Below are 18,099 nucleotides of genomic sequence, written 5' to 3'. Positions count from 1 at the left end.
AGATTGGGCAGGAAGGCAGTGTCGGCCGCCATCATGACGCGAGGATGACAGCCGCCGGCATCGGATTATTGTAATCGGCCTTCTATCGAAGGATATTCATTCCAGTGCAACTTCTGCCGCAAGGTGTCGAAATAGCTCCAGCCCTCGGGATGCAGGAAAGTGATCTTGTGCGCCGAGCGGCGGATCACGATGCGGTCGCCGTGCAGCACGCTGGTCAACGACTGCATGTCGAAATTGGCGCTGACCTCGCGCCCGGAAATCACCTGGATCACGATCTCGCAGGAGTCCGAGATGGTGATCGGGCGGTTCGACAGCGAATGCGGCGAGATCGGCACCAGGACGATGCCATGCAGGCTGGGATGCAGGATGGGACCGCCGGCCGACAGCGCATAGGCAGTGGAGCCGGTCGGCGTGGCCACGATCAGGCCGTCGGAACGCTGGTTGTACATGAAATGGCCGTCGACCTCGACATGCAGCTCGACCATGCCGGAGGTGGCGCCGCGCGCCACCACCACGTCATTCAGCGCCAGCGCATGGAAAATCTCCCGGCCTTCGCGGTAGACCCGGGCCTCCAGCAGCGAACGCGACTCGGCTTCGACCTTGCCATCCAGCATATCGCCCAGAGCCGGTATCATTCGGTCCTGGGGAATATCCGTGATGAAACCCAGGCGCCCCTGGTTGATGCCGATCAGCGGCACGCTGTACGGCGCCAGTTGGCGCGCGATGCCCAGCATGGTGCCGTCGCCGCCGATCACGATGGCGACATCGGCCTGCTGGCCGATCTGCTCCGGCGTCAGGGCCCCGTACCCATCCAGTGCGACGTTTTGCGCGGTTTCCGCTTCGAACACCACGGTATGCCCGTGCGATTCGAGGAACACGGCGATATCGGACAGTATCTGCGCGATGCCGACGGCCTGGTACTTGCCGATGATCGCGACGGTTTTGGGTACGGCTGCCTGGACGGGTAATTTGATGGGCCACATGCTGCGGATTAGACCATAATTTGAGATGACTTTGTAATGAATACACCACCCTCTTCCGCCTCCCGCGCCGCCGTCAAGGCCGTGCTGTTCGACCTCGACGACACCTTGTGGGCGATCGAGCCGGTGCTGGTGCGCGCCGAAGGCCTGCTCTACGAATGGCTGCGCCGGCATGCGCCCAAGGTGACCGCCCGCCATAGCGTGGCGTCGCTGCGCGAACGCCGCATGGCCCTGATGCAGACCGATCCGCTGTACCGCATCGACTTGTGGAAGCTGCGCCATGCCGCGCTCACGGAAGTGCTGCGCGAGCACGGCGAAGACCCGGCGCTGGCGGACGAGGCCATGGCGCTGTTTTCCGAGGCGCGCAGCACGGTCGCGCTGTTCGACGACGTCGAGCCGGCCTTGCAGCGCTTGAAAGCCAGGCTGACGCTGGGCACGGTCTCCAACGGCTTCGCCGACCTGGAGCGCATCGGGCTGGCGAGCCATTTCGGCGTTTCCATCGCGGCGCACCGCTTCGGCCGCGCCAAGCCGGACGCCGCCATCTTCCACGCCGCCTGCGACGCACTGGGCGTGGCGCCGGCCGAGACCGTGTACGTCGGCGACGACCTGCAGCTGGATGTGCAAGGCGCCCAGCAGGCCGGCTTGCGGGCGGTGTGGATGAACCGCTTCGGCCGCGACCTGCCGGCCGGCATCGCGCCCGACGCCATCTGCCGCGACCTGCATGAACTGCATGCGTGGCTGGACGCCCAGGCCGCATCGCAGGCATGATCCGGCGCAGCTATTTGCGCCATTGCCGATATCGGAACGGACTTTTATGCCGATAAATCGTTAGAATACGGCGTATGCAACTCGATAACCGCGCCCGTACCCTGCTCAAGGCGCTGGTCGAACGGTACATCGCCGACGGCCAGCCGGTGGGCTCGCGCGCCCTCTCGAAATTGTCCGGCCTGGAACTGTCGCCGGCCACCATCCGCAACATCATGGCAGACCTCGAAGAGATGGGGTTCGTCGCCAGCCCGCACACCTCGGCCGGCCGCGTGCCGACGCCGCGCGGCTACCGCATGTTCGTCGATACCCTGCTGACGGTGGAAACGATCAATGAAAGCGCGCTGGAGGGACGCCTGCAGCATCGCCTGCAGAATTCCTCTCAGCAAAAGATCATCACCAACGCCGCCCAGGTGCTGTCCTCGCTGTCGCAGTTCGCCGGCGTGGTCATGACGCCCAAGCGCGAATCGGTATTCCAGCAGATCGAGTTCCTGCGCCTGTCGGAAAAACGCATCCTGCTGGTGATCGTCGACCAGGGCGGCGACGTGCAGAACCGCATGCTGCTCACCGAGGTCGACTACACGCCCAGCCAATTGGTCCAGGCGGCCAACTATATCAACCAGCATTACGCCGGCCAGTCCTTCGACCAGGTGCGGCTGCTGCTGCAAAGCGAACTGCGCCAGCTGCGCGACGACATGACGGCGCTGATGCAGGCCGCCGTCGAAGCCGGCAGCGACGCCATGAGCGAGGATGCCGACAGCAACGTGGTGATCTCCGGCGAACGCAACCTGCTGTCGGTGACCGACCTGTCTTCCAACATGAACTCGCTGCGCCAGCTGTTCGACATGTTCGAACAGAAAACCGGCCTGTTGCAGTTGCTGGATGTCTCCAGCAAGGCCACCGGCGTGCAGATCTTCATCGGCGGCGAATCGCAACTGGTGCCGATGGACGACATGAGCATCGTCACCGCGCCTTACGAGGTCAACGGCCGCATCGTCGGCACGCTGGGCGTGATCGGCCCCACCCGCATGGCCTACGAGCGCGTGATCCCGATCGTCGACATCACGGCCAAGCTGCTCTCCAGCGCGCTGAGCCAGCACTGAACACTGACGCTGACCGTATCCGCCCATTCGCCCATTCGCCGGCATTCGGCTGCCAAAAACAAGAAAGCCACGTGGATCCACGTGGCTTTTGCATTTTATTGCCGCTGTAAAAACAGGAAAAAGCTTGCTGCCTTTTGCCCTGAATACCTCGATTACTTCTTGATCTTCTTGCAGTTCTTGCAATGGCCGTACAGCGCCAAGGCATGGTCGGCAATCTCGAAACCGTGTTCCTGGGCGATCTTCACCTGGCGCTTTTCGATTTCGGCATCGAAGAATTCTTCGACCTTGCCGCAGTCCAGGCAGACCAGGTGGTCGTGGTGCGAGCCCTCGTTGAGCTCGAACACGGCCTTGCCGGTCTCGAAGTGGTTGCGCTGCAGCAGGCCCGCCTGTTCGAACTGGGTCAGCACGCGATAGACGGTGGCCAGGCCGACATCCAGATTGTCGGACAGCAACTGTTTGTAGACGTCTTCAGCGCTCAGGTGGCGCACGGACGTGTTCTGGAAGATCTCCAGGATCTTCAGCCGGGGCAGGGTCGCCTTCAGGCCGCTTGCTTTGAGTTCGGATGGATTATTAGGCATGGTTAGTTAATTTCCCGGTTATCTGCTTTATCATATAGTGTTTTAGGCCTATGGCTCAACCCGGTTGACATCTTTATGCGAATGCTTTCCCGAATGAAGTCCCATTCCCTGATTGCCGTGATCGGCATGTTTGCAGCGCTGAGCGTGGCGCTGTCCGGCTGTTCCTCGACCAAGGCGCCGGAACAGTCGGCCGCAACCGACGCATCGGGCGTAAAGGTGACCGGCAAGAGCAACAGCCTGTTCGGCTTCCTCAAGCCCTATCGCATCGACATCCAGCAAGGCAACTTCGTTTCCAGGGAAATGGTCGCCCAGGTGCGCCCCGGCCTGACGCGCGACCAGGTGCGCTTCGTGCTGGGCACGCCGCTGTTGAACGACATGTTCCACTCCAACCGCTGGGACTATGACTTCCGCCTGGCCAAGGGCAATGGCGAAATCATGTCCAGCCGCGTCTCGGTGTTCTTCAAGGATGGCCTGGTGGAGCACGTCGACGGCGGCGAGGACCTGCCCACCGAAAGCGAATACCTGACCCTCATCACCAATTCCAAAGCGGGCGCCAAGGCGGCATTCACCAGCAGCAGCGACGTCAAACCGGCCGCGCCTGAAGCCCCGTCGTCCTCCAAAGAATAACCTCCGAAGCTGATTCATGACTGCACTGAAAATCGCGGTAGCCGGCGCCTCCGGGCGCATGGGCCGCATGCTGATCGAAGCCGTCCTCAACGCCGACGACCTGGCCCTGGCCGGCGCGCTGGACACCCCGGCCTCGCCCGCCGTGGGCACCGACCCCGGCGCCTTCCTGGGCAAGGCCACCGGCGTGACAATCGAATCCGACCTGGCCCGCGGCCTGGCCAACGCCGACGTGCTGATCGACTTCACCCGCCCTGAAGGCACGCTCAAACACCTCGAATACTGCGCCGCGCACGGCGTGAAAGTGGTGGTCGGCACCACCGGCTTCGAAGCGGCCGGCAAGGACGCCATCGCCGCCTTCGCGCAAAAGACCGCCATCATGGCCGCGCCCAACATGAGCGTGGGCGTGAATGTGACGCTCAAGCTGCTGGAAATGGCCGCCAAGAATTTCTCGCAGGGTTACGACATCGAGATCATCGAGGCGCACCACCGCTTCAAGGTCGACGCTCCCTCCGGCACCGCGCTGAAGATGGGCGAAGTGATCGCCGACGCGCTGGGCAAGAAACTCGACGACGTCGCCGTCTACGCCCGCGAAGGCGTGACCGGCGAGCGCGACCCGTCCTCGATCGGCTTTGCCACCGTACGCGGCGGCGACATCATCGGCGACCACACCGTATTGTTCGCCGGCATCGGCGAACGCATCGAGATTTCGCACAAGTCCTCCAGCCGCGTCTCGTACGCCATGGGCAGCCTGCGCGCCGCACGTTTCCTGGCCGGCAAGCAGACCGGCTTGTACGACATGCAAGATGTGCTGGGCTTTAAGTAAGCCCGCCAGGATGCCATGACAGAAATTCGCTGCCGCGCCTGCCTGGTCCGGCAGCGAATTTTTTTCTGGAACACCGATCCAAGAACCTGTTAACGATCAAGAGACTGCTCCTATGGAATCGAATGTCGGATTTGCCCATTACTGGGCGCAAGGCGATGCCGTTTCGCACACCGTGGCCTACCTGCTGCTGATCATGTCGGTGGCCAGCTGGTTCTACATTCTCTCCAAGGCCTGGGCGGCCTGGCGCATCCGCCGCGGCAGCAACGCGCTGGAGCAATTCTGGCAGGCGCCGACGCTGCCCGACGCCATCGCTGCGATGCAAGGCGCGGACAGCGAACTGATCTACACCCCGATGGCCGAACGCGCCGCCGACGCCGCCGACATCGGCACCCGCCAGCAGTCGGCGCCGTCGCTCAATGCCACCACGGGCCGCGACGAACTGATCACCCGCACCTTGCGGCGCGAGATCAACCGCGTCTCGGCGCGCCTGGAACGCGGCCTGACTCTGCTGGCTTCGGTCGGCTCGACCGCCCCCTTCGTCGGCCTGTTCGGCACCGTCTGGGGCATCTACCACGCGCTGGCGGCAGTCTCGGCCAGCGGCACGGTGCAGATCGACAAGGTCGCAGGCCCGGTCGGCGAAGCGCTGATCATGACCGCGCTGGGCCTGGTGGTGGCGATCCCCGCAGTGCTGGCCTACAACGCCTTCACCCGCATCAACCGCGTGGTGCTGGCCGAACTGGACGGCTTCGCCCACGACCTGCACGCCTACCTCACCACCGGCGAACGCGTCGGCGGCGTACGCAAATAAACAGCGAAGGAGAACCCGATGAGTTTCGGCGGCTTCAACGACAACCAGCATTCAGGCCCGATGGCCGACATCAACGTCACGCCCATGGTCGACGTGATGCTGGTCCTGCTGGTGATCTTCATCATCTCGGCGCCCTTGTTCACGCACGCGCTCAAGCTCGACCTGCCCACCGCGCAATCGGCCCCGGCGCCGGAAAAACCGGAAACCGTCACCGTTGGCATCGACGCCGCCGGCAAACTGTACTGGAACGACCAGCCGGTCAGCGCGCAAGAACTCGACACCCGCCTCGCCACCGCCTCGGCCCGCCAGCCGCAACCCGAACTGCAACTGCGCGCCGACAAATCCACCCGCTACGAAACCATCGCCGAAGTCATGTCCGCCGCCCAAGGCGCCGGCCTGACCAAGCTCGGCTTCGTCACCGATCCCAAACCCAAATAAGCATGGCTACCGTACAACTCGCAGGCGACCGCATCACCGACTGGGACAGCTTCCACACCGAAAGCGCGCAAGCCTTCGGCTTCCCGGACTTCTACGGCCGCAACATGGACGCCTGGGTCGACTGCCTCTCTTACCTGCGCGATGACGACGGCATGTGCAAGTTCAGGCTCAAACCGAAGGAACTGCTGCGCATTGAGATCAGCGGCAGTGCCGATTTGCACAAGCGCTTGCCGGAACTGGTAGAGGATGTGGAGTTTTGCTGTACGGCGATCAATGACCGTTGCGAGGATTATGGGGAAGAGCCGGTGCTGGAGTTGGTCTGGAAGTGATGTGAGGCGCTGAACGACGCTGGGTCCTGACTTTCGTCAGGATGACGGTGATAGCGAGCCGCCACATCGAAGCCGCAGGCGAGAAGCAAGCACCGCGATGCCGAAGGCGAGCCGGACACGAAGTCCGCTTCTGACCAGCCGCTGGAGTTGCCGAAAAAATGGATCAGCAAGGCAGTCGGAGCGAAGCGACTCTGCCTTGCCCATTTTTTCGGCAACTCCAGCGGGAACCCCGAAGGGGCTGGGCAGTTGCGTCGCCTTCTTTTGCTTACTTTTCTTGGCGAGACAAGAAAAGTGAGCGGCTGCCGGGCCGCCCCCGGCGCTCCCTTCCGACCGGAGAAAGAAAAGCATAGAGCCAGTACATCAACACGCGGCAAGACCAGACTACCCCAATAACGCAACAACACAAATCAATCAATCAACCCATCCCCATCATAAAACGGATAAGGCCCCTCAAACTCCCCCACAAAAGCAGTATGGCTAACCAGGCCGCACGCCATCTCATCCCACCAATGCAACTGAAACCCCGCCGGCTCCATTACAAAACATGAATCCGCCCGCGGATCCAGATCAAGCAAAACCTGGTGCGACACCCCGGGGCAAGTAGAAGCCACCGTCCCGCCAAAGCGCCGCTGGATAGCGCGATGCAAATGCCCGCACAGCACCCGCTCAACCTGCGCATGCTTGCGCACCACCGCCTCCAGCGCCTGGATATCAGGCTGAGCCAACCCGATATCGTCCATATGCCCGATGCCGGTACGAAACGGCGGATGGTGCATCACGATCACGGTCGGCTTGTCCGGCTGCGCCGCCAGCACATCGTCCAGCCAGAGTAGGCTGGCCGGCGCCAGCGCCCCGCTGCTGGAACGCGGAATCACCGTATCCAGCGCCACGATGCGCAAAGGATGCTCGTCGATCACATACTCGATGCGCTCCCCGCCCTGCTGCAGGTAAGCATGATCGGGAAACGCCGCGCGCAAGGCCTGGCGTTCGTCATGGTTCCCCGGCAGCAGGTAATACGGCATGCTCAACGGCGCCAGCAGCTTGCGCAGGAAATCGTATTCGGACGGCTTGCCGAAATCGACCAGATCGCCGGTGATCACCACCGCATCCGGCTTCTGCCGCAATCCGTTCACCTGCGCCACGCAACGGCGCAAACTCTCGGCGGTATCGACCACGCGATAAGACTTCTTGCCATCGGTCTTGATGTGCAGGTCGGAAATTTGCCCCAAAATCATGCTGCCTCCTTGCCGGCCGGCACCTTCACCAAAGCCTCGGCCGGCACGTTCAGCGCGACCATCTGCCCCGGCTGCCACAGCCCGCGCTTGCTGGTTTCCACGATCACCGGCCGGCCGGCGCCGATATCGATCTCGACACGGCTGCGGTCGCCCATGAAGAAACTGTTGAGAATAGCCCCGCGCAAGGTATCGCCGGCGGCCTCCCCGGCCTCCAGCAACTGCACGTCTTCCGGGCGGAACATGGCCGTCGCCGGCTGGCCGTCTGCCACATTATCCGGCAACGGCAGGCTGCCCGCAGGCAGTCGCAGGCGACCAGCGCCGGCCACGCCGTCGACCCGGTTCATGGCGCCGATGAACTCGGCCACGAAGGCATTGGCCGGGCGGTAATAGATATCCTGCGGGCTGCCGATCTGCGAGATCTTGCCGCGCTCCATCACGACGATGCGGTCGCCCAGCGCCATCGCCTCGCCCTGGTCGTGGGTGACGTAGACGGCGGTGATGCCGAGTTTGCGCAGCAACTGGTTGAGGTCGCTGCGCACCGCTTCACGCAACTTGGCATCCAGCGCGGTCAGCGGTTCGTCCAGCAGCAGCACCCTGGGTTCCACCGCCAGGGCGCGCGCCAGCGCCACGCGCTGCTTCTGGCCGCCGGAAAGCTGGTCGACGCGGCGCTGCGACAAGCCCTGCAGGTGCACCATCTCCAGCAGCTTTTCCACGCGCCCGGCACGCTCCGGGGCGGCGACCTTGCGGATCTTCATGCCGTAGGCGATGTTCTCGCCCACCGTCATATTGGGAAACAGTGCGTAATTCTGGAACACCATGCCGACGCCGCGCTTCTCGATGGGCAAGGCAGTCACGTCCTCGTCGCCGAACATCACGCGCCCGCCCTGGTCGGGGAATTCCAGGCCGGCGATCATGCGCAGCGTGGTGGTCTTGCCGCAGCCCGAAGGCCCCAGCAGCACCAGCGTCTCGCCGGCGCGGATTTCAAGGTCGAGCGGCTGCAGCGCGCGCGTACCATTTTCAAAAGACTTGGCGCATTGCGCCAGCCGGATCGAAACAGCTTGCTTCATAGACTTGCTCTCTTGCGTGTCGCCTGGGTCACCCACTGCATGCCGATGAGCAGCGGGATGATCATGAAAAAGAAAATCAGGGTATAGGCCGAACCGACTTCCAGCCGCATCGAGGCGTAGGCATCGGCCAAGCCCACCGGCAGGGTCTGGGTCAGCGGCGTATGCAGCATCCAGGTGATGTTGAATTCGCCGATGGACAGCGTCACCACCATCAGTGCGCCGGCCAGGATGCCGGACATCACATTGGGAATGACGATACCGAAGAAGCGCCGCATCATGCCGGCGCCGAGGCTGGCCGCCGCCTCTTCCAGCAGGGCCAGTTGCGAGGACTGCATCACCGCCAGCACCGGTCGCACCATGAACGGCAGGGTAAACAGCACATGCCCGGCCAGGATAAAGGCCAGGCTGCCGCGAAAGGCGCGGAACTGGCCGTAGGCCATGATCAGCGCCAGCGCGGTGGCCAGCCCCGGCACCGCCACCGGCATCATCAGCAATTCTTCGATGGCGCGCGCGATGCGGCTGTTGCCGCCCTTGTAGCGCGCCAGCATGTAGGCCAGCGGCACGCCGGCCAGCACCGTCACCGCCAGGCAGGCCAGCGCGATGAAGATGGAGCGCCAGATGGTGGGCTGGTACATCTCCCACACCTGCGCCACCCAGCGCAGCGTGAGACCGCTGGAGAGGCCGACAAAGAAATTCTCGGTCACCCCGGCCAGCATCGACAGCAGCACCGGCACGATCAGGAAGGCGCACACCAGCAGCGTGAAGGCCAGTTGCAGGTAAAAACGCAGATTACGTTTCATCGTCATTGCCTCATGCCGCCGCGGCCACGCCGTTGCCGGTCAGCGAGCGCGCCAATGCCAGCGCCAGCCAGGTGATCGCCCCCAGCACGATGGACAGCGACGCGGCGGCGGCGAAATTGGCATAGCCGGTGAATTCGTTATAGATGGTCATCGGCAGCACATCGATGTTGGCCGCCAGCGTAAACGCGGTGCCGAAGGCGCCGACGCTGGTGGCGAAACAGATCGCGCCCGACGAGATCAGGGCCGGCGACAGCGCCGGCAGCACCACGTGCAGCAGCACTTGCCAGGGCTTGGCGCCCAGGGATCGGGCCGCCTCTTCCAGCGAGGGATCGAGCTTCTCGGCGCCGGCCACCACGGTCAGGATCACGCGCGGGATCGAGAAATACAGGTAACCGAGGAACAGCCCCGACAGCGAATACGCGAACACCAGCGACTGGCCGAACAGCCAGTTGGTGAAGGCGCCGATCAGGCCCTGGCGGCCGGCCAGCATGATCACCATGAAGCCGACCACCACGCCGGGAAACGCCAGCGGGAAAGTCAGCATGGCCAGCAGCAGGGATTGCCCGGGAAAACGGTTGCGCTGCAGGAACAGGCCGACCAACACCGAGATGGCCAACGTGGCGGCCGTGACCGCCGCCGACAACGCCAGCGTCGACACCAGGCTGGCGAAGTAATGGCGGTTGGTCAGCACCGCGAGATAGGCCATCGCGCCATCCGGCCCGGAAGCGCCCACGCCGAGCAGGCGCACCATGGGCAGCAGCCAGAAGGCGCAGAACAAGGCCATCCCCGGCGCCGCGAACCAGAGCCAGACGCCGTTGCCGTTGCGCCGTGTCCGGCCGGGCACTGCCATTGCCTGTCCTGCCGCTTGCATCAGCGCACTTCCGCCATGTAGCGCTCGCCGAACTTGCGCTGCGCTTCAGCCATCTTGCCGTAGTCCACCGACTTGGCGCGGGCGTATTGCTCCGCCGGCAGGAAGCGCGATTCGGCTTCCTTGGACATGGCCGAGGCGCGCACCGGACGCAGGTAGGCATTGGCCCAGATCGCCTGGCCCTGGTCGGACAGCAGGAAGTCCAGCACCTTCTTCGCTTCGGCCTGGTGCGGCGCGTTCTTCACCAGCGACACCACGTAGGGCACGCTCACCGTGCCTTCGGACGGGATCACGAAGGCCACGTTGGCGCGGTCCTTGTACTTGGCGCGGTAGGCGTCGAAGTCATAGCCCAGCAGGATCGGGATCTCGCCCGAGATCAGGCGCGCGTACGAAGTCTGCTTGGGAACGATGGGCTGGTTCTGCTGCAGCTTCTTGAAATAGGCGATGGCCGGCGAGAAGTCGTCCAGCGAACCGCCCAGCGCCTGGTTGATCGCCACCGCGCCGACATAACCGACGAAGGCCGAGGCCGGATCGAGGTAGCCGATCAGGCCCTTGTATTCCGGCTTTTGCAGGTCGGCCCAGGACTTGGGCACCGGCTTGCCCTTGAGGGCGTCGACGTTGACCATGATGCCCATGGTGCCGGAGTGGATGGTGAACCAGTAGCCGTCCGGGTCCTTCAGGCCGTTGGGAATGTCATTCCAGTTGGCCGGCTTGTAGGGCGCCACCAGATCCTTGGCCTTGGCTTCGATGCCGAAGGAAACGCCGAGGTAGGTGAAGTCGGCCACCGGGCTGGCCTTCTCGGCCATCAGTTGCGCCAGGGCCTGGCCGCTGTTCTTGTTGTCCGGCGGCACGGTGATGCCGGTCTTGTCCTTGATGGCCTTGATCTGGGCGGCCCAGTCGGCCCATTCCGGCGGACAGTTGTAGCAGATCGCGGTCTGGGCGGAGGCCGCGACGGAAGCCGACAGCAGCAGGGCGCCGGCGACGGTTTGAACAACACGTTTCAGGAACATGTCAGGTCCTTTCCAATAGGTTGAACGACAAAAGCAAAAACGCTACGAAAAACAAACGGCAACAGCTCAGGACTGGCTCGGCGGCGCGGCCGATCCGCCCGCCCTGACCGCATGCAGCAACACATGCCGCATGCCGCCGGCAGGCGCTGCATTGGCGGCCCCGGCGGCGCCAGGGCCGCGCTCAAGCAACGCCACCAGCGTGCGCAAGGCGACGTCGCCGATCTGCTCCGACGGCTGTACCACGCTGGCCAGCACCGGCTCCATCAGGGCGCCCACGGGAATGCCGTCGAAGCCCATCACCGAAATGTCCTGCGGCACGCGCAAGCCGAGCGCGCGCAGGTCGCGCATGGCGCTCATGGCCAGCAGGTCGTTGGAGCAGAACAAGGCCGTGGGACGCCGGGCCGGGTCGGCCATCATCTGCTGGTAGTCGGTCGCCGCGGTCAGCGTATGGCGCTCCACTTCGATGGCCGACATGGGCTCCAGCCCGGCCATGCGCATTGCATCCAGGTAGCCGTAATAGCGCTGGATCGCCCGGTCCGAGGCATTGAAGCGGCCCGACAGCATCCGGATGCGGCGGTGCCCCAGCCGGATCAGGTGCGTCACGGCGTCGCAGGCGGCGACCCGGTTGTCGACCGACACCGATACCCGCGCGCCCGGCAGCTCGCCCGGCGCCGGTTGCGCCAGTTGGTTGTAGGTCAGCACAAAGGGGATCTGTTCGCGCTCCAGCAAGTCGAGCGTGGCATTGGCGCCGGCGTCGGCCACCGTCAGGATGACGCCGTCGACGCGATGGCTCAGCAGCAGCTCGACCGCGGCCGACTCGTCATGGGGCTGGTATTCGGTGGTGGTGAACATCACCGAGTAATCGAGTTCGCGCGCGGCCAGCTCGATGCCTTGCAGGCATTGGGCGAACACCGTGTTCGACAGCGTCGGCACCACCACGCCCACGGTGCGCGAATTGCCGGCGCGCAGGTTGCGTCCGTTGAAGTTGGGGCGAAAACCCAGCTGCTCGATGCTGCGCTGGATCTTCTCGGCAGTCTCGGCGCTCACCGAACCGGGCTTGTTCAACAGGCGCGAAACGGTGGCGATGGAAACGCCGGCCAGATTGGCTACTTGCTTGATGGAAGGTCGCACGGGAATCGCTCAATGGCATGAAAACGATTACATCGTGCCAGCCGATTATGACGGGCTCATGACCATGCCGCCCCGGGAGGAAGGTCGAAGCATATTGCCAATGTCGCAATATCCACGGAGAGAAAAACGAAATATGTTGATATTAATGCAACCTGTTTTTTGAGATTTTTCTCATATAAACACGAGGAACGAATCGGCAAACTGACATCACTGCATCAAGCAAACGAAGTCTGCAAACAGCGCGATGCATATGAATCCAACGCCATCCCCAACCGAGGAAACATCATGCACAACGTTATCGCCCGCTCCGCTTTCACCGCTATCGCCGCCTTGGCCTCGGCCGCCGTCTTTGCCGGCCCCAGCGCAGAACTGAAGGTCACCGGCGTGATCAAGCCGGTCGCCTGCACCCCGACCATCGGCACCGGCTCGGCCGTGATCGACTATGGCAACATCCCCGCCGGTTCCCTGACCCCGGGCGCCAACAAGGTTCTCGACACCAAGGAAGTGCCGTTCACGATCACTTGCGAAGCCCCGGTCAAGATGGCCGTGACGGCGGTCGACAACAAGGCCGCCAGCAAGGTGACCGGCCTGGCCGCGATGGTCTCGCGCAATGCCACCGAAAGCAGCATGTTCGGCCTGGGCGCTGCCGCCGGCAAGAACATCGGCGCCTTCCACTTCTCGATGAAGCAAGGTTCCTTCACCGGCGACGGCGTTGCCGTGAACACCATCGGTTCGGCGGTGTCGGCCACCCCGAGCTGGAGCACAGTCAGCGCCGGCGGCATGACCACGGGCCGCATGCTGTCCTGGGCGCCGGCCGGCAGCACCACCCCGGGTTCCTACCGGGTCGTCAGCGGCACCTTGTCCGTGGTCGCCATCCTGAACAAGCCTGAAAACCTGGACCTGACCCAGGACATCAACCTGGACGGTTCGGCCACGATCGAAGTGAAGTACCTGTAAGCCTGCGACACCAGCAGTTTTCCTGCGCCATCCTGCGATAGTCTTCCCTGGCCCCTCCTGGGGGCCACTTTGCCCGCTTCGCCTGCGAAGCGGGCTTTTTTGTTTCCGGAAAGGAAATACCTGCCGGTCTTTACATCCGCGTGCGGCCATCGCGCCAGACTGCCTCCCCCTGGAACGAGCCGGTATAATGCAGGGTTTCGAATTCCAACCGTTTCCATTCGTTTCATCCCGTCATGCAAGATAAATACAGCCCCGCCGAAGTCGAGCAGTCCGCGCAGCAGCATTGGAACGCCATCGACGCCTACAAGACCGTCGAACACGCCAAGGACGCCCAAGGCCGCGACAAGAAGAAGTTCTACGCCTGCTCGATGCTGCCCTACCCGTCCGGCAAGCTGCACATGGGGCACGTGCGCAACTACACCATCAATGACGTGATGTACCGCTACCTGCGCATGAACGGTTACAACGTGCTCATGCCCATGGGCTGGGACGCCTTCGGCATGCCGGCCGAAAACGCCGCGATGGCCAACGGCGTGCCGCCGGCGCAGTGGACCTATTCCAACATCGAGTACATGAAGAAGCAGATGGCCTCGATGGGCCTGGCCATCGACTGGTCGCGCGAGATGACCGCCTGCTCGCCCGAGTACTACAAGTGGAACCAGTGGATGTTCCTGAAGATGCTGGAGAAGGGCATCATCTACAAGAAGACCGGCACCGTGAACTGGGACCCGATCGACCAGACCGTGCTGGCCAACGAGCAGGTGATCGACGGCCGCGGCTGGCGCTCGGGCGCGCTGATCGAAAAGCGCGAGATCCCGATGTACTACGCCAAGATCACCGACTACGCCGACGAACTGCTGGAACACGTCGAAACCAAGCTGCCCGGCTGGCCGGAACGCGTGCGCCTGATGCAAGCCAACTGGATCGGCAAGTCGACCGGCGTGCGCTTCGCCTTCCCGCACGACATCAAGGATGACGACGGCGCGCCGATCAACGACGGCAAGCTGTACGTGTTCACTACCCGCGCCGACACCATCATGGGCGTGACCTTCTGCGCCGTGGCGCCGGAACACGCATTGGCCACCTTCGCCGCCAAGAACAAGCCGGAACTGCAGGCCTTCATCGCCGAATGCAAGAAGGGCAGCGTCATCGAAGCCGACATGGCGACGATGGAAAAGAAGGGCATGCCGACCGGCCTGTTCGTCACCCATCCGCTGACCGGCGAGAAAGTCGAAATGTGGGTCGGCAACTATGTGCTGATCACCTACGGCGATGGCGCCGTGATGGGCGTGCCGGCGCACGACGAGCGCGATTTCGCCTTCGCCAAAAAATACAGCCTGCCGATCAGGCAGGTGATCAGCGTGGAAGGCAAGACCTACTCCACCGACGCCTGGCAAGAATGGTACGGCGACAAGGAAAGCGGCAAAACGATCGCCTCCGGCAAGTACGACGGCCTGGGTTACCAGGCCGCGGTCGAGGCAGTCGCCGCCGACCTGGCCGCCAAGGGCCTGGGCGAGAAGAAAGTCACCTTCCGCCTGCGCGACTGGGGCATCTCGCGCCAGCGCTACTGGGGCACCCCGATCCCCATCATCCACTGCCCGCACTGCGGCGACGTGCCGGTGCCCGAAAAAGACCTGCCGGTGGTGCTGCCGGAAGACTGCGTGCCGGACGGCAGCGGCAACCCGCTCAACAAGCACGAGCAATTCCTGCACGTCGACTGCCCCAGCTGCGGCAAGCCGGCGCGCCGCGAAACCGACACCATGGACACCTTCGTGGATTCGTCCTGGTATTACATGCGCTATACCTCGCCGCACAGCGACAAGGCCATGGTCGACAGCCGCAACGACTACTGGATGCCGATGGACCAGTACATCGGCGGCATCGAGCACGCGGTGCTGCACCTGCTGTACGCGCGCTTCTGGACCAAGGTCATGCGCGACTTCGGCCTGGTCAAGTTCGACGAGCCGTTCACCAACCTGCTCACGCAGGGCATGGTGTTGAACGAAACCTACTACCGCGAAGACGCCGCCGGCAAGAAGACCTGGATCAACCCGGCCGACGTGGAACTGACCTTCGACGACAAGGGACGCCCGGTGTCGGCCATCCTCAAGGCCGACGGCCAGCCGGTGGAAATCGGCGGCACCGAGAAGATGTCCAAGTCCAAGAACAACGGCATCGATCCGCAGGCGCAGATCGACCAGTACGGCGCCGACACCGCGCGCCTGTTCACCATGTTCGCCTCGCCGCCGGAGCAGACGCTGGAATGGTCGGGCGCCGGCGTGGAAGGCGCCAACCGCTTCCTGCGTCGCGTATGGGCCTTCGGCTACAACAATGCCGCGCGCATCGCGGCTGCCGGCAAGCTGGATGCCGCGGCCCTGGACGACAAGCAGAAGGAACTGCGCCGCGAGGTGCACAAGGTGCTGCAACAAGCCGACAACGACTTCAAGCGCATCCAGTACAACACCGTGGTCTCGGCCTGCATGAAGATGCTCAACACGCTCGAAGGCGCCAGGCTGGAAGACAGCGCCGCCGCCAACGCGGTGGTCGCCGAAGGCTTCTCGATCTTCCTGCGCGTGCTCAACCCGGTGGCGCCGCACATCACCCACGCGCTGTGGCAGGAACTGGGTTACGCCAAGGCCTTCGGCGACATCCTCGACGCGGCATGGCCGCAGGTGGATGCCGGCGCGCTGGAGCAAAGCGAAATCAAGCTGGTGGTGCAGGTCAACGGCAAGCTGCGCGGCGAAGTGACGGTCGCCAAGGATGCCGACCGCGCCGCCATCGAAGCCGCCGCGCTGGGCAATGAAGACGTACAGAAGTTCGTCGCCGGCACCCCGAAGAAAGTCATCGTGGTGCCGGGCAAGCTGGTCAACATCGTGGTCTGATTTCGAACGGATATCCATGCACGCTCAAGCACAACAAACACGCATCGGGCAATGGCTGCTCATGCTGGCCGCCGCCCTGCTGCTGACGGCCTGCGGCTTCCACCTGCGCGGCGCGGCCGACCTGCCGTTCAAGACCATCTACCTGGGCTTCGCGCCCAATTCGGCGGTCGGCGTGGAGCTCAAGCGCAACATCCAGGCCAGCGGCACCACGGTGGTCGACAACCAGAAGGAGGCCGAAGCCATCCTGAAGGTGCTTTCCGATACCCGCGACAAACAGGTCCTGACCCTCAACACCGATGGCCGGGTGCGTGAATACGCGCTGTTCCAGCGCTTCACCTTCTCGGTGACCGACGCCAAGGGCGCCGTGACCATCCCGCCCACGGCCATCACCTTGCGCCGCGTGATTACCTACGACGCCAACCAGGAACTGGCCAAGCAGGCTGAAGAAGCGCTGCTGTACCGCGACATGCAGTCCGACCTGGTGCAGCAGATCCTGCGCCGCCTGTCGGCCTCGAAATCGGCGCTTTCGACCGAAAAGGCCGCGGCCGGCGGCGACTCCTGAGCCGCGCCTGACGGAACCCGCTCCATGCAACTACGGCACGATGCCCTCGACACCCATCTCGGCAAGACGCTGGCGCCGCTGTATGTGATCGCCAGCGACGAGCATCTGCTGGCGCTGGAGGCGGCCGACAAGATCCGCCGCAGCGCGCGCGCCAACGGGTATACCGAGCGCGACGTGCTGGTGGTCGAGCGCAGCTTCAAGTGGGGCGAACTGCTGGCGGCCAACCAGTCGCAATCGCTGTTCGGCGACAAGAAACTGATCGAACTGCGCATCCCCACCGGCAAACCCGGCAAGGACGGCGGCGCCGCGCTGCAGGAATATGCGGCCAACCTGAGCCCCGACAACCTGACCATCATCAGCCTGCCCAAGCTCGACTGGGCCACGCAAAAAGCGGCCTGGGTCGGCGCCTTGCAGCAGGCCGCGGTCTACATCGACATCCCGCTGGTCGAACGCGCCCAGTTGCCCGGCTGGATCGGCAACCGCCTGGCGGCCCAGCAGCAAAGCGCCGACCGCCCCTGCCTGGATTTCATCGCCGACCGCGTGGAAGGCAACCTGCTGGCGGCGCACCAGGAAATCCAGAAGCTGGCCTTGCTGCATCCGCCCGGCCAGCTCTCGTTCGAACAGGTGCAGGATGCCGTGCTCAACGTGGCGCGCTACGACGTATTCAAGCTCAATGAAGCGATGCTGTCGGGCGACGTGGCGCGCCTGACGCGCATGATGGACGGCCTCAAGGGCGAAGGCGAAGCGCTGCCGCTGGTGCTGTGGGCGGTGACCGAAGAGATCCGCACCTTGCTCAAACTGAAGTCCGGCATGGCGCAAGGCAAGGCCGTCGGCGCCCTGCTCAAGGAATACCGCATCTGGGGCCCGCGCGAGAAGCTGATGGAACCGGCCTTGCGCCGCATCAGCCTGCCGGCGCTGCAAACCGCGCTGCAGGAAGCCGCGCAGATCGACCGCATGGTCAAAGGGTTGCGCGCCAAGGCTTTCGCCGGCGACCCGTGGGATGCGTTGTCGCAGCTGGGGCTGAAACTGGCGCGCGGACGCTAGATCTCCCCATCGACAAACTCAGGAGAACCTTCGATACGCGGCGGCGCCGCTACTCAGGCCGAACGGTTTAAAGTTCATCACGTATCCGTTCG

General features: G+C 63.8%; 19 protein-coding genes. 11 read left to right on the top strand and 8 right to left on the bottom strand.

Translation table 11 applies throughout. From position 1 onward, the window contains the following. Window positions 1-65 precede the first annotated feature (65 nt). On the bottom strand, window positions 66-983 hold the full coding sequence (locus FB598_RS12045; protein ID WP_141914449.1) for an NAD kinase: 918 nt from the start codon (window positions 981-983) through the stop codon (window positions 66-68). A 36-nt stretch (window positions 984-1,019) separates the two neighbouring features. On the opposite strand from FB598_RS12045, the gene FB598_RS12040 reads away from it, so the two are divergent. Next, entirely contained in the window at window positions 1,020-1,748 is a 729-nt protein-coding gene (locus tag FB598_RS12040) for an HAD family hydrolase (protein WP_141914450.1), read from the top strand. Between the two features lie 74 nt (window positions 1,749-1,822). Then, the gene (gene hrcA / locus FB598_RS12035; protein ID WP_141914451.1) at window positions 1,823-2,848 is read left to right on the top strand and encodes a heat-inducible transcriptional repressor HrcA; all 1,026 of its coding nucleotides are present in this window, start codon (window positions 1,823-1,825) and stop codon (window positions 2,846-2,848) included. Between the two features lie 152 nt (window positions 2,849-3,000). Here hrcA and fur read toward each other — a convergent pair whose 3' ends face one another. Then, complete coding sequence (gene fur / locus FB598_RS12030; protein WP_050470498.1) at window positions 3,001-3,426, bottom strand: ferric iron uptake transcriptional regulator; 426 nt, start codon at window positions 3,424-3,426, stop codon at window positions 3,001-3,003. Between the two features lie 93 nt (window positions 3,427-3,519). Here fur and FB598_RS12025 point away from each other — a divergent pair, with 93 nt between their 5' ends. The 5 genes from FB598_RS12025 to FB598_RS12005 all read left to right on the top strand — a co-directional run bounded on the left by FB598_RS12025 (window position 3,520) and on the right by FB598_RS12005 (window position 6,451). After that, complete coding sequence (locus tag FB598_RS12025) at window positions 3,520-4,053, top strand: outer membrane protein assembly factor BamE (protein ID WP_255464001.1); 534 nt, start codon at window positions 3,520-3,522, stop codon at window positions 4,051-4,053. Window positions 4,054-4,069: 16 nt separating this feature from the next. Beyond that, window positions 4,070-4,876: a 4-hydroxy-tetrahydrodipicolinate reductase gene (dapB, locus tag FB598_RS12020; RefSeq protein ID WP_141914453.1), complete on the top strand. Its 807-nt coding sequence runs from the start codon at window positions 4,070-4,072 to the stop codon at window positions 4,874-4,876. Between the two features lie 112 nt (window positions 4,877-4,988). Continuing rightward, window positions 4,989-5,684, top strand: coding sequence for a MotA/TolQ/ExbB proton channel family protein (locus FB598_RS12015; RefSeq protein ID WP_141914454.1), 696 nt, complete (start codon window positions 4,989-4,991; stop codon window positions 5,682-5,684). An 18-nt stretch (window positions 5,685-5,702) separates the two neighbouring features. Further along, window positions 5,703-6,122 (top strand): biopolymer transporter ExbD, encoded by a 420-nt coding sequence (locus FB598_RS12010; protein WP_141914455.1) that lies wholly within the window; start codon window positions 5,703-5,705, stop codon window positions 6,120-6,122. Between the two features lie 2 nt (window positions 6,123-6,124). Continuing rightward, entirely contained in the window at window positions 6,125-6,451 is a 327-nt protein-coding gene (locus FB598_RS12005) for a barstar family protein (RefSeq protein WP_141914456.1), read from the top strand. 407 nt (window positions 6,452-6,858) lie between these two features. Here the strand turns inward: FB598_RS12005 and FB598_RS12000 are convergent, their stop codons facing one another. From FB598_RS12000 to FB598_RS11975, 6 genes are all read right to left on the bottom strand, one after another. After that, entirely contained in the window at window positions 6,859-7,686 is an 828-nt protein-coding gene (locus FB598_RS12000) for a phosphodiesterase (RefSeq protein ID WP_141914457.1), read from the bottom strand. Next, window positions 7,683-8,753, bottom strand: coding sequence for an ABC transporter ATP-binding protein (locus FB598_RS11995; RefSeq protein ID WP_141914458.1), 1,071 nt, complete (start codon window positions 8,751-8,753; stop codon window positions 7,683-7,685). Before FB598_RS11995 ends, FB598_RS12000 begins: the two co-directional genes overlap by 4 nt. Further along, a complete protein-coding gene (locus FB598_RS11990) occupies window positions 8,750-9,553 on the bottom strand; it encodes an ABC transporter permease (protein WP_141914459.1) in 804 nt (267 codons plus the stop codon). Before FB598_RS11990 ends, FB598_RS11995 begins: the two co-directional genes overlap by 4 nt. A gap of 10 nt (window positions 9,554-9,563) precedes the next feature. Continuing rightward, the gene (locus FB598_RS11985) at window positions 9,564-10,403 is read right to left on the bottom strand and encodes an ABC transporter permease (RefSeq protein WP_141914460.1); all 840 of its coding nucleotides are present in this window, start codon (window positions 10,401-10,403) and stop codon (window positions 9,564-9,566) included. A 20-nt stretch (window positions 10,404-10,423) separates the two neighbouring features. After that, entirely contained in the window at window positions 10,424-11,431 is a 1,008-nt protein-coding gene (locus FB598_RS11980; RefSeq protein WP_141914461.1) for an ABC transporter substrate-binding protein, read from the bottom strand. Window positions 11,432-11,497: 66 nt separating this feature from the next. After that, window positions 11,498-12,562 (bottom strand): LacI family DNA-binding transcriptional regulator, encoded by a 1,065-nt coding sequence (locus tag FB598_RS11975; protein WP_141914462.1) that lies wholly within the window; start codon window positions 12,560-12,562, stop codon window positions 11,498-11,500. A gap of 285 nt (window positions 12,563-12,847) precedes the next feature. Between FB598_RS11975 and FB598_RS11970 the strand changes: the two genes are divergently transcribed. The 4 genes from FB598_RS11970 (at window position 12,848) to holA (ending at window position 18,007) form a co-directional block, all read left to right on the top strand. Then, window positions 12,848-13,519 (top strand): DUF1120 domain-containing protein, encoded by a 672-nt coding sequence (locus FB598_RS11970; RefSeq protein ID WP_141914463.1) that lies wholly within the window; start codon window positions 12,848-12,850, stop codon window positions 13,517-13,519. A 233-nt stretch (window positions 13,520-13,752) separates the two neighbouring features. Further along, complete coding sequence (gene leuS, locus FB598_RS11965; RefSeq protein ID WP_141914464.1) at window positions 13,753-16,401, top strand: leucine--tRNA ligase; 2,649 nt, start codon at window positions 13,753-13,755, stop codon at window positions 16,399-16,401. A 16-nt stretch (window positions 16,402-16,417) separates the two neighbouring features. After that, a complete protein-coding gene (lptE, locus tag FB598_RS11960; protein ID WP_141914465.1) occupies window positions 16,418-16,963 on the top strand; it encodes an LPS assembly lipoprotein LptE in 546 nt (181 codons plus the stop codon). Window positions 16,964-16,987: 24 nt separating this feature from the next. Beyond that, window positions 16,988-18,007 (top strand): DNA polymerase III subunit delta, encoded by a 1,020-nt coding sequence (gene holA, locus FB598_RS11955; RefSeq protein WP_141914466.1) that lies wholly within the window; start codon window positions 16,988-16,990, stop codon window positions 18,005-18,007. Window positions 18,008-18,099: the final 92 nt, after the last annotated feature.

The organism is Herbaspirillum sp. SJZ106 (assembly GCF_006715495.1).
In the GTDB taxonomy this organism is placed as follows: domain Bacteria; phylum Pseudomonadota; class Gammaproteobacteria; order Burkholderiales; family Burkholderiaceae_D; genus Herbaspirillum.
This window is presented reverse-complemented; position numbering and strand designations above follow the sequence as displayed.

Bases quoted from the DNA above. Each gene is read 5' to 3' on its own strand.
- FB598_RS12045 (WP_141914449.1), bottom strand. From the start codon at position 983: ATGTGGCCCATCAAATTACCCGTCCAGGCAGCCGTACCCAAAACCGTC.
- FB598_RS12040 (WP_141914450.1), top strand. From the start codon at position 1,020: ATGAATACACCACCCTCTTCCGCCTCCCGCGCCGCCGTCAAGGCCGTG.
- hrcA (WP_141914451.1), top strand. From the start codon at position 1,823: ATGCAACTCGATAACCGCGCCCGTACCCTGCTCAAGGCGCTGGTCGAA.
- fur (WP_050470498.1), bottom strand. From the start codon at position 3,426: ATGCCTAATAATCCATCCGAACTCAAAGCAAGCGGCCTGAAGGCGACC.
- FB598_RS12025 (WP_255464001.1), top strand. From the start codon at position 3,520: ATGAAGTCCCATTCCCTGATTGCCGTGATCGGCATGTTTGCAGCGCTG.
- dapB (WP_141914453.1), top strand. From the start codon at position 4,070: ATGACTGCACTGAAAATCGCGGTAGCCGGCGCCTCCGGGCGCATGGGC.
- FB598_RS12015 (WP_141914454.1), top strand. From the start codon at position 4,989: ATGGAATCGAATGTCGGATTTGCCCATTACTGGGCGCAAGGCGATGCC.
- FB598_RS12010 (WP_141914455.1), top strand. From the start codon at position 5,703: ATGAGTTTCGGCGGCTTCAACGACAACCAGCATTCAGGCCCGATGGCC.
- FB598_RS12005 (WP_141914456.1), top strand. From the start codon at position 6,125: ATGGCTACCGTACAACTCGCAGGCGACCGCATCACCGACTGGGACAGC.
- FB598_RS12000 (WP_141914457.1), bottom strand. From the start codon at position 7,686: ATGATTTTGGGGCAAATTTCCGACCTGCACATCAAGACCGATGGCAAG.
- FB598_RS11995 (WP_141914458.1), bottom strand. From the start codon at position 8,753: ATGAAGCAAGCTGTTTCGATCCGGCTGGCGCAATGCGCCAAGTCTTTT.
- FB598_RS11990 (WP_141914459.1), bottom strand. From the start codon at position 9,553: ATGAAACGTAATCTGCGTTTTTACCTGCAACTGGCCTTCACGCTGCTG.
- FB598_RS11985 (WP_141914460.1), bottom strand. From the start codon at position 10,403: ATGGCAGTGCCCGGCCGGACACGGCGCAACGGCAACGGCGTCTGGCTC.
- FB598_RS11980 (WP_141914461.1), bottom strand. From the start codon at position 11,431: ATGTTCCTGAAACGTGTTGTTCAAACCGTCGCCGGCGCCCTGCTGCTG.
- FB598_RS11970 (WP_141914463.1), top strand. From the start codon at position 12,848: ATGCACAACGTTATCGCCCGCTCCGCTTTCACCGCTATCGCCGCCTTG.
- leuS (WP_141914464.1), top strand. From the start codon at position 13,753: ATGCAAGATAAATACAGCCCCGCCGAAGTCGAGCAGTCCGCGCAGCAG.
- lptE (WP_141914465.1), top strand. From the start codon at position 16,418: ATGCACGCTCAAGCACAACAAACACGCATCGGGCAATGGCTGCTCATG.
- holA (WP_141914466.1), top strand. From the start codon at position 16,988: ATGCAACTACGGCACGATGCCCTCGACACCCATCTCGGCAAGACGCTG.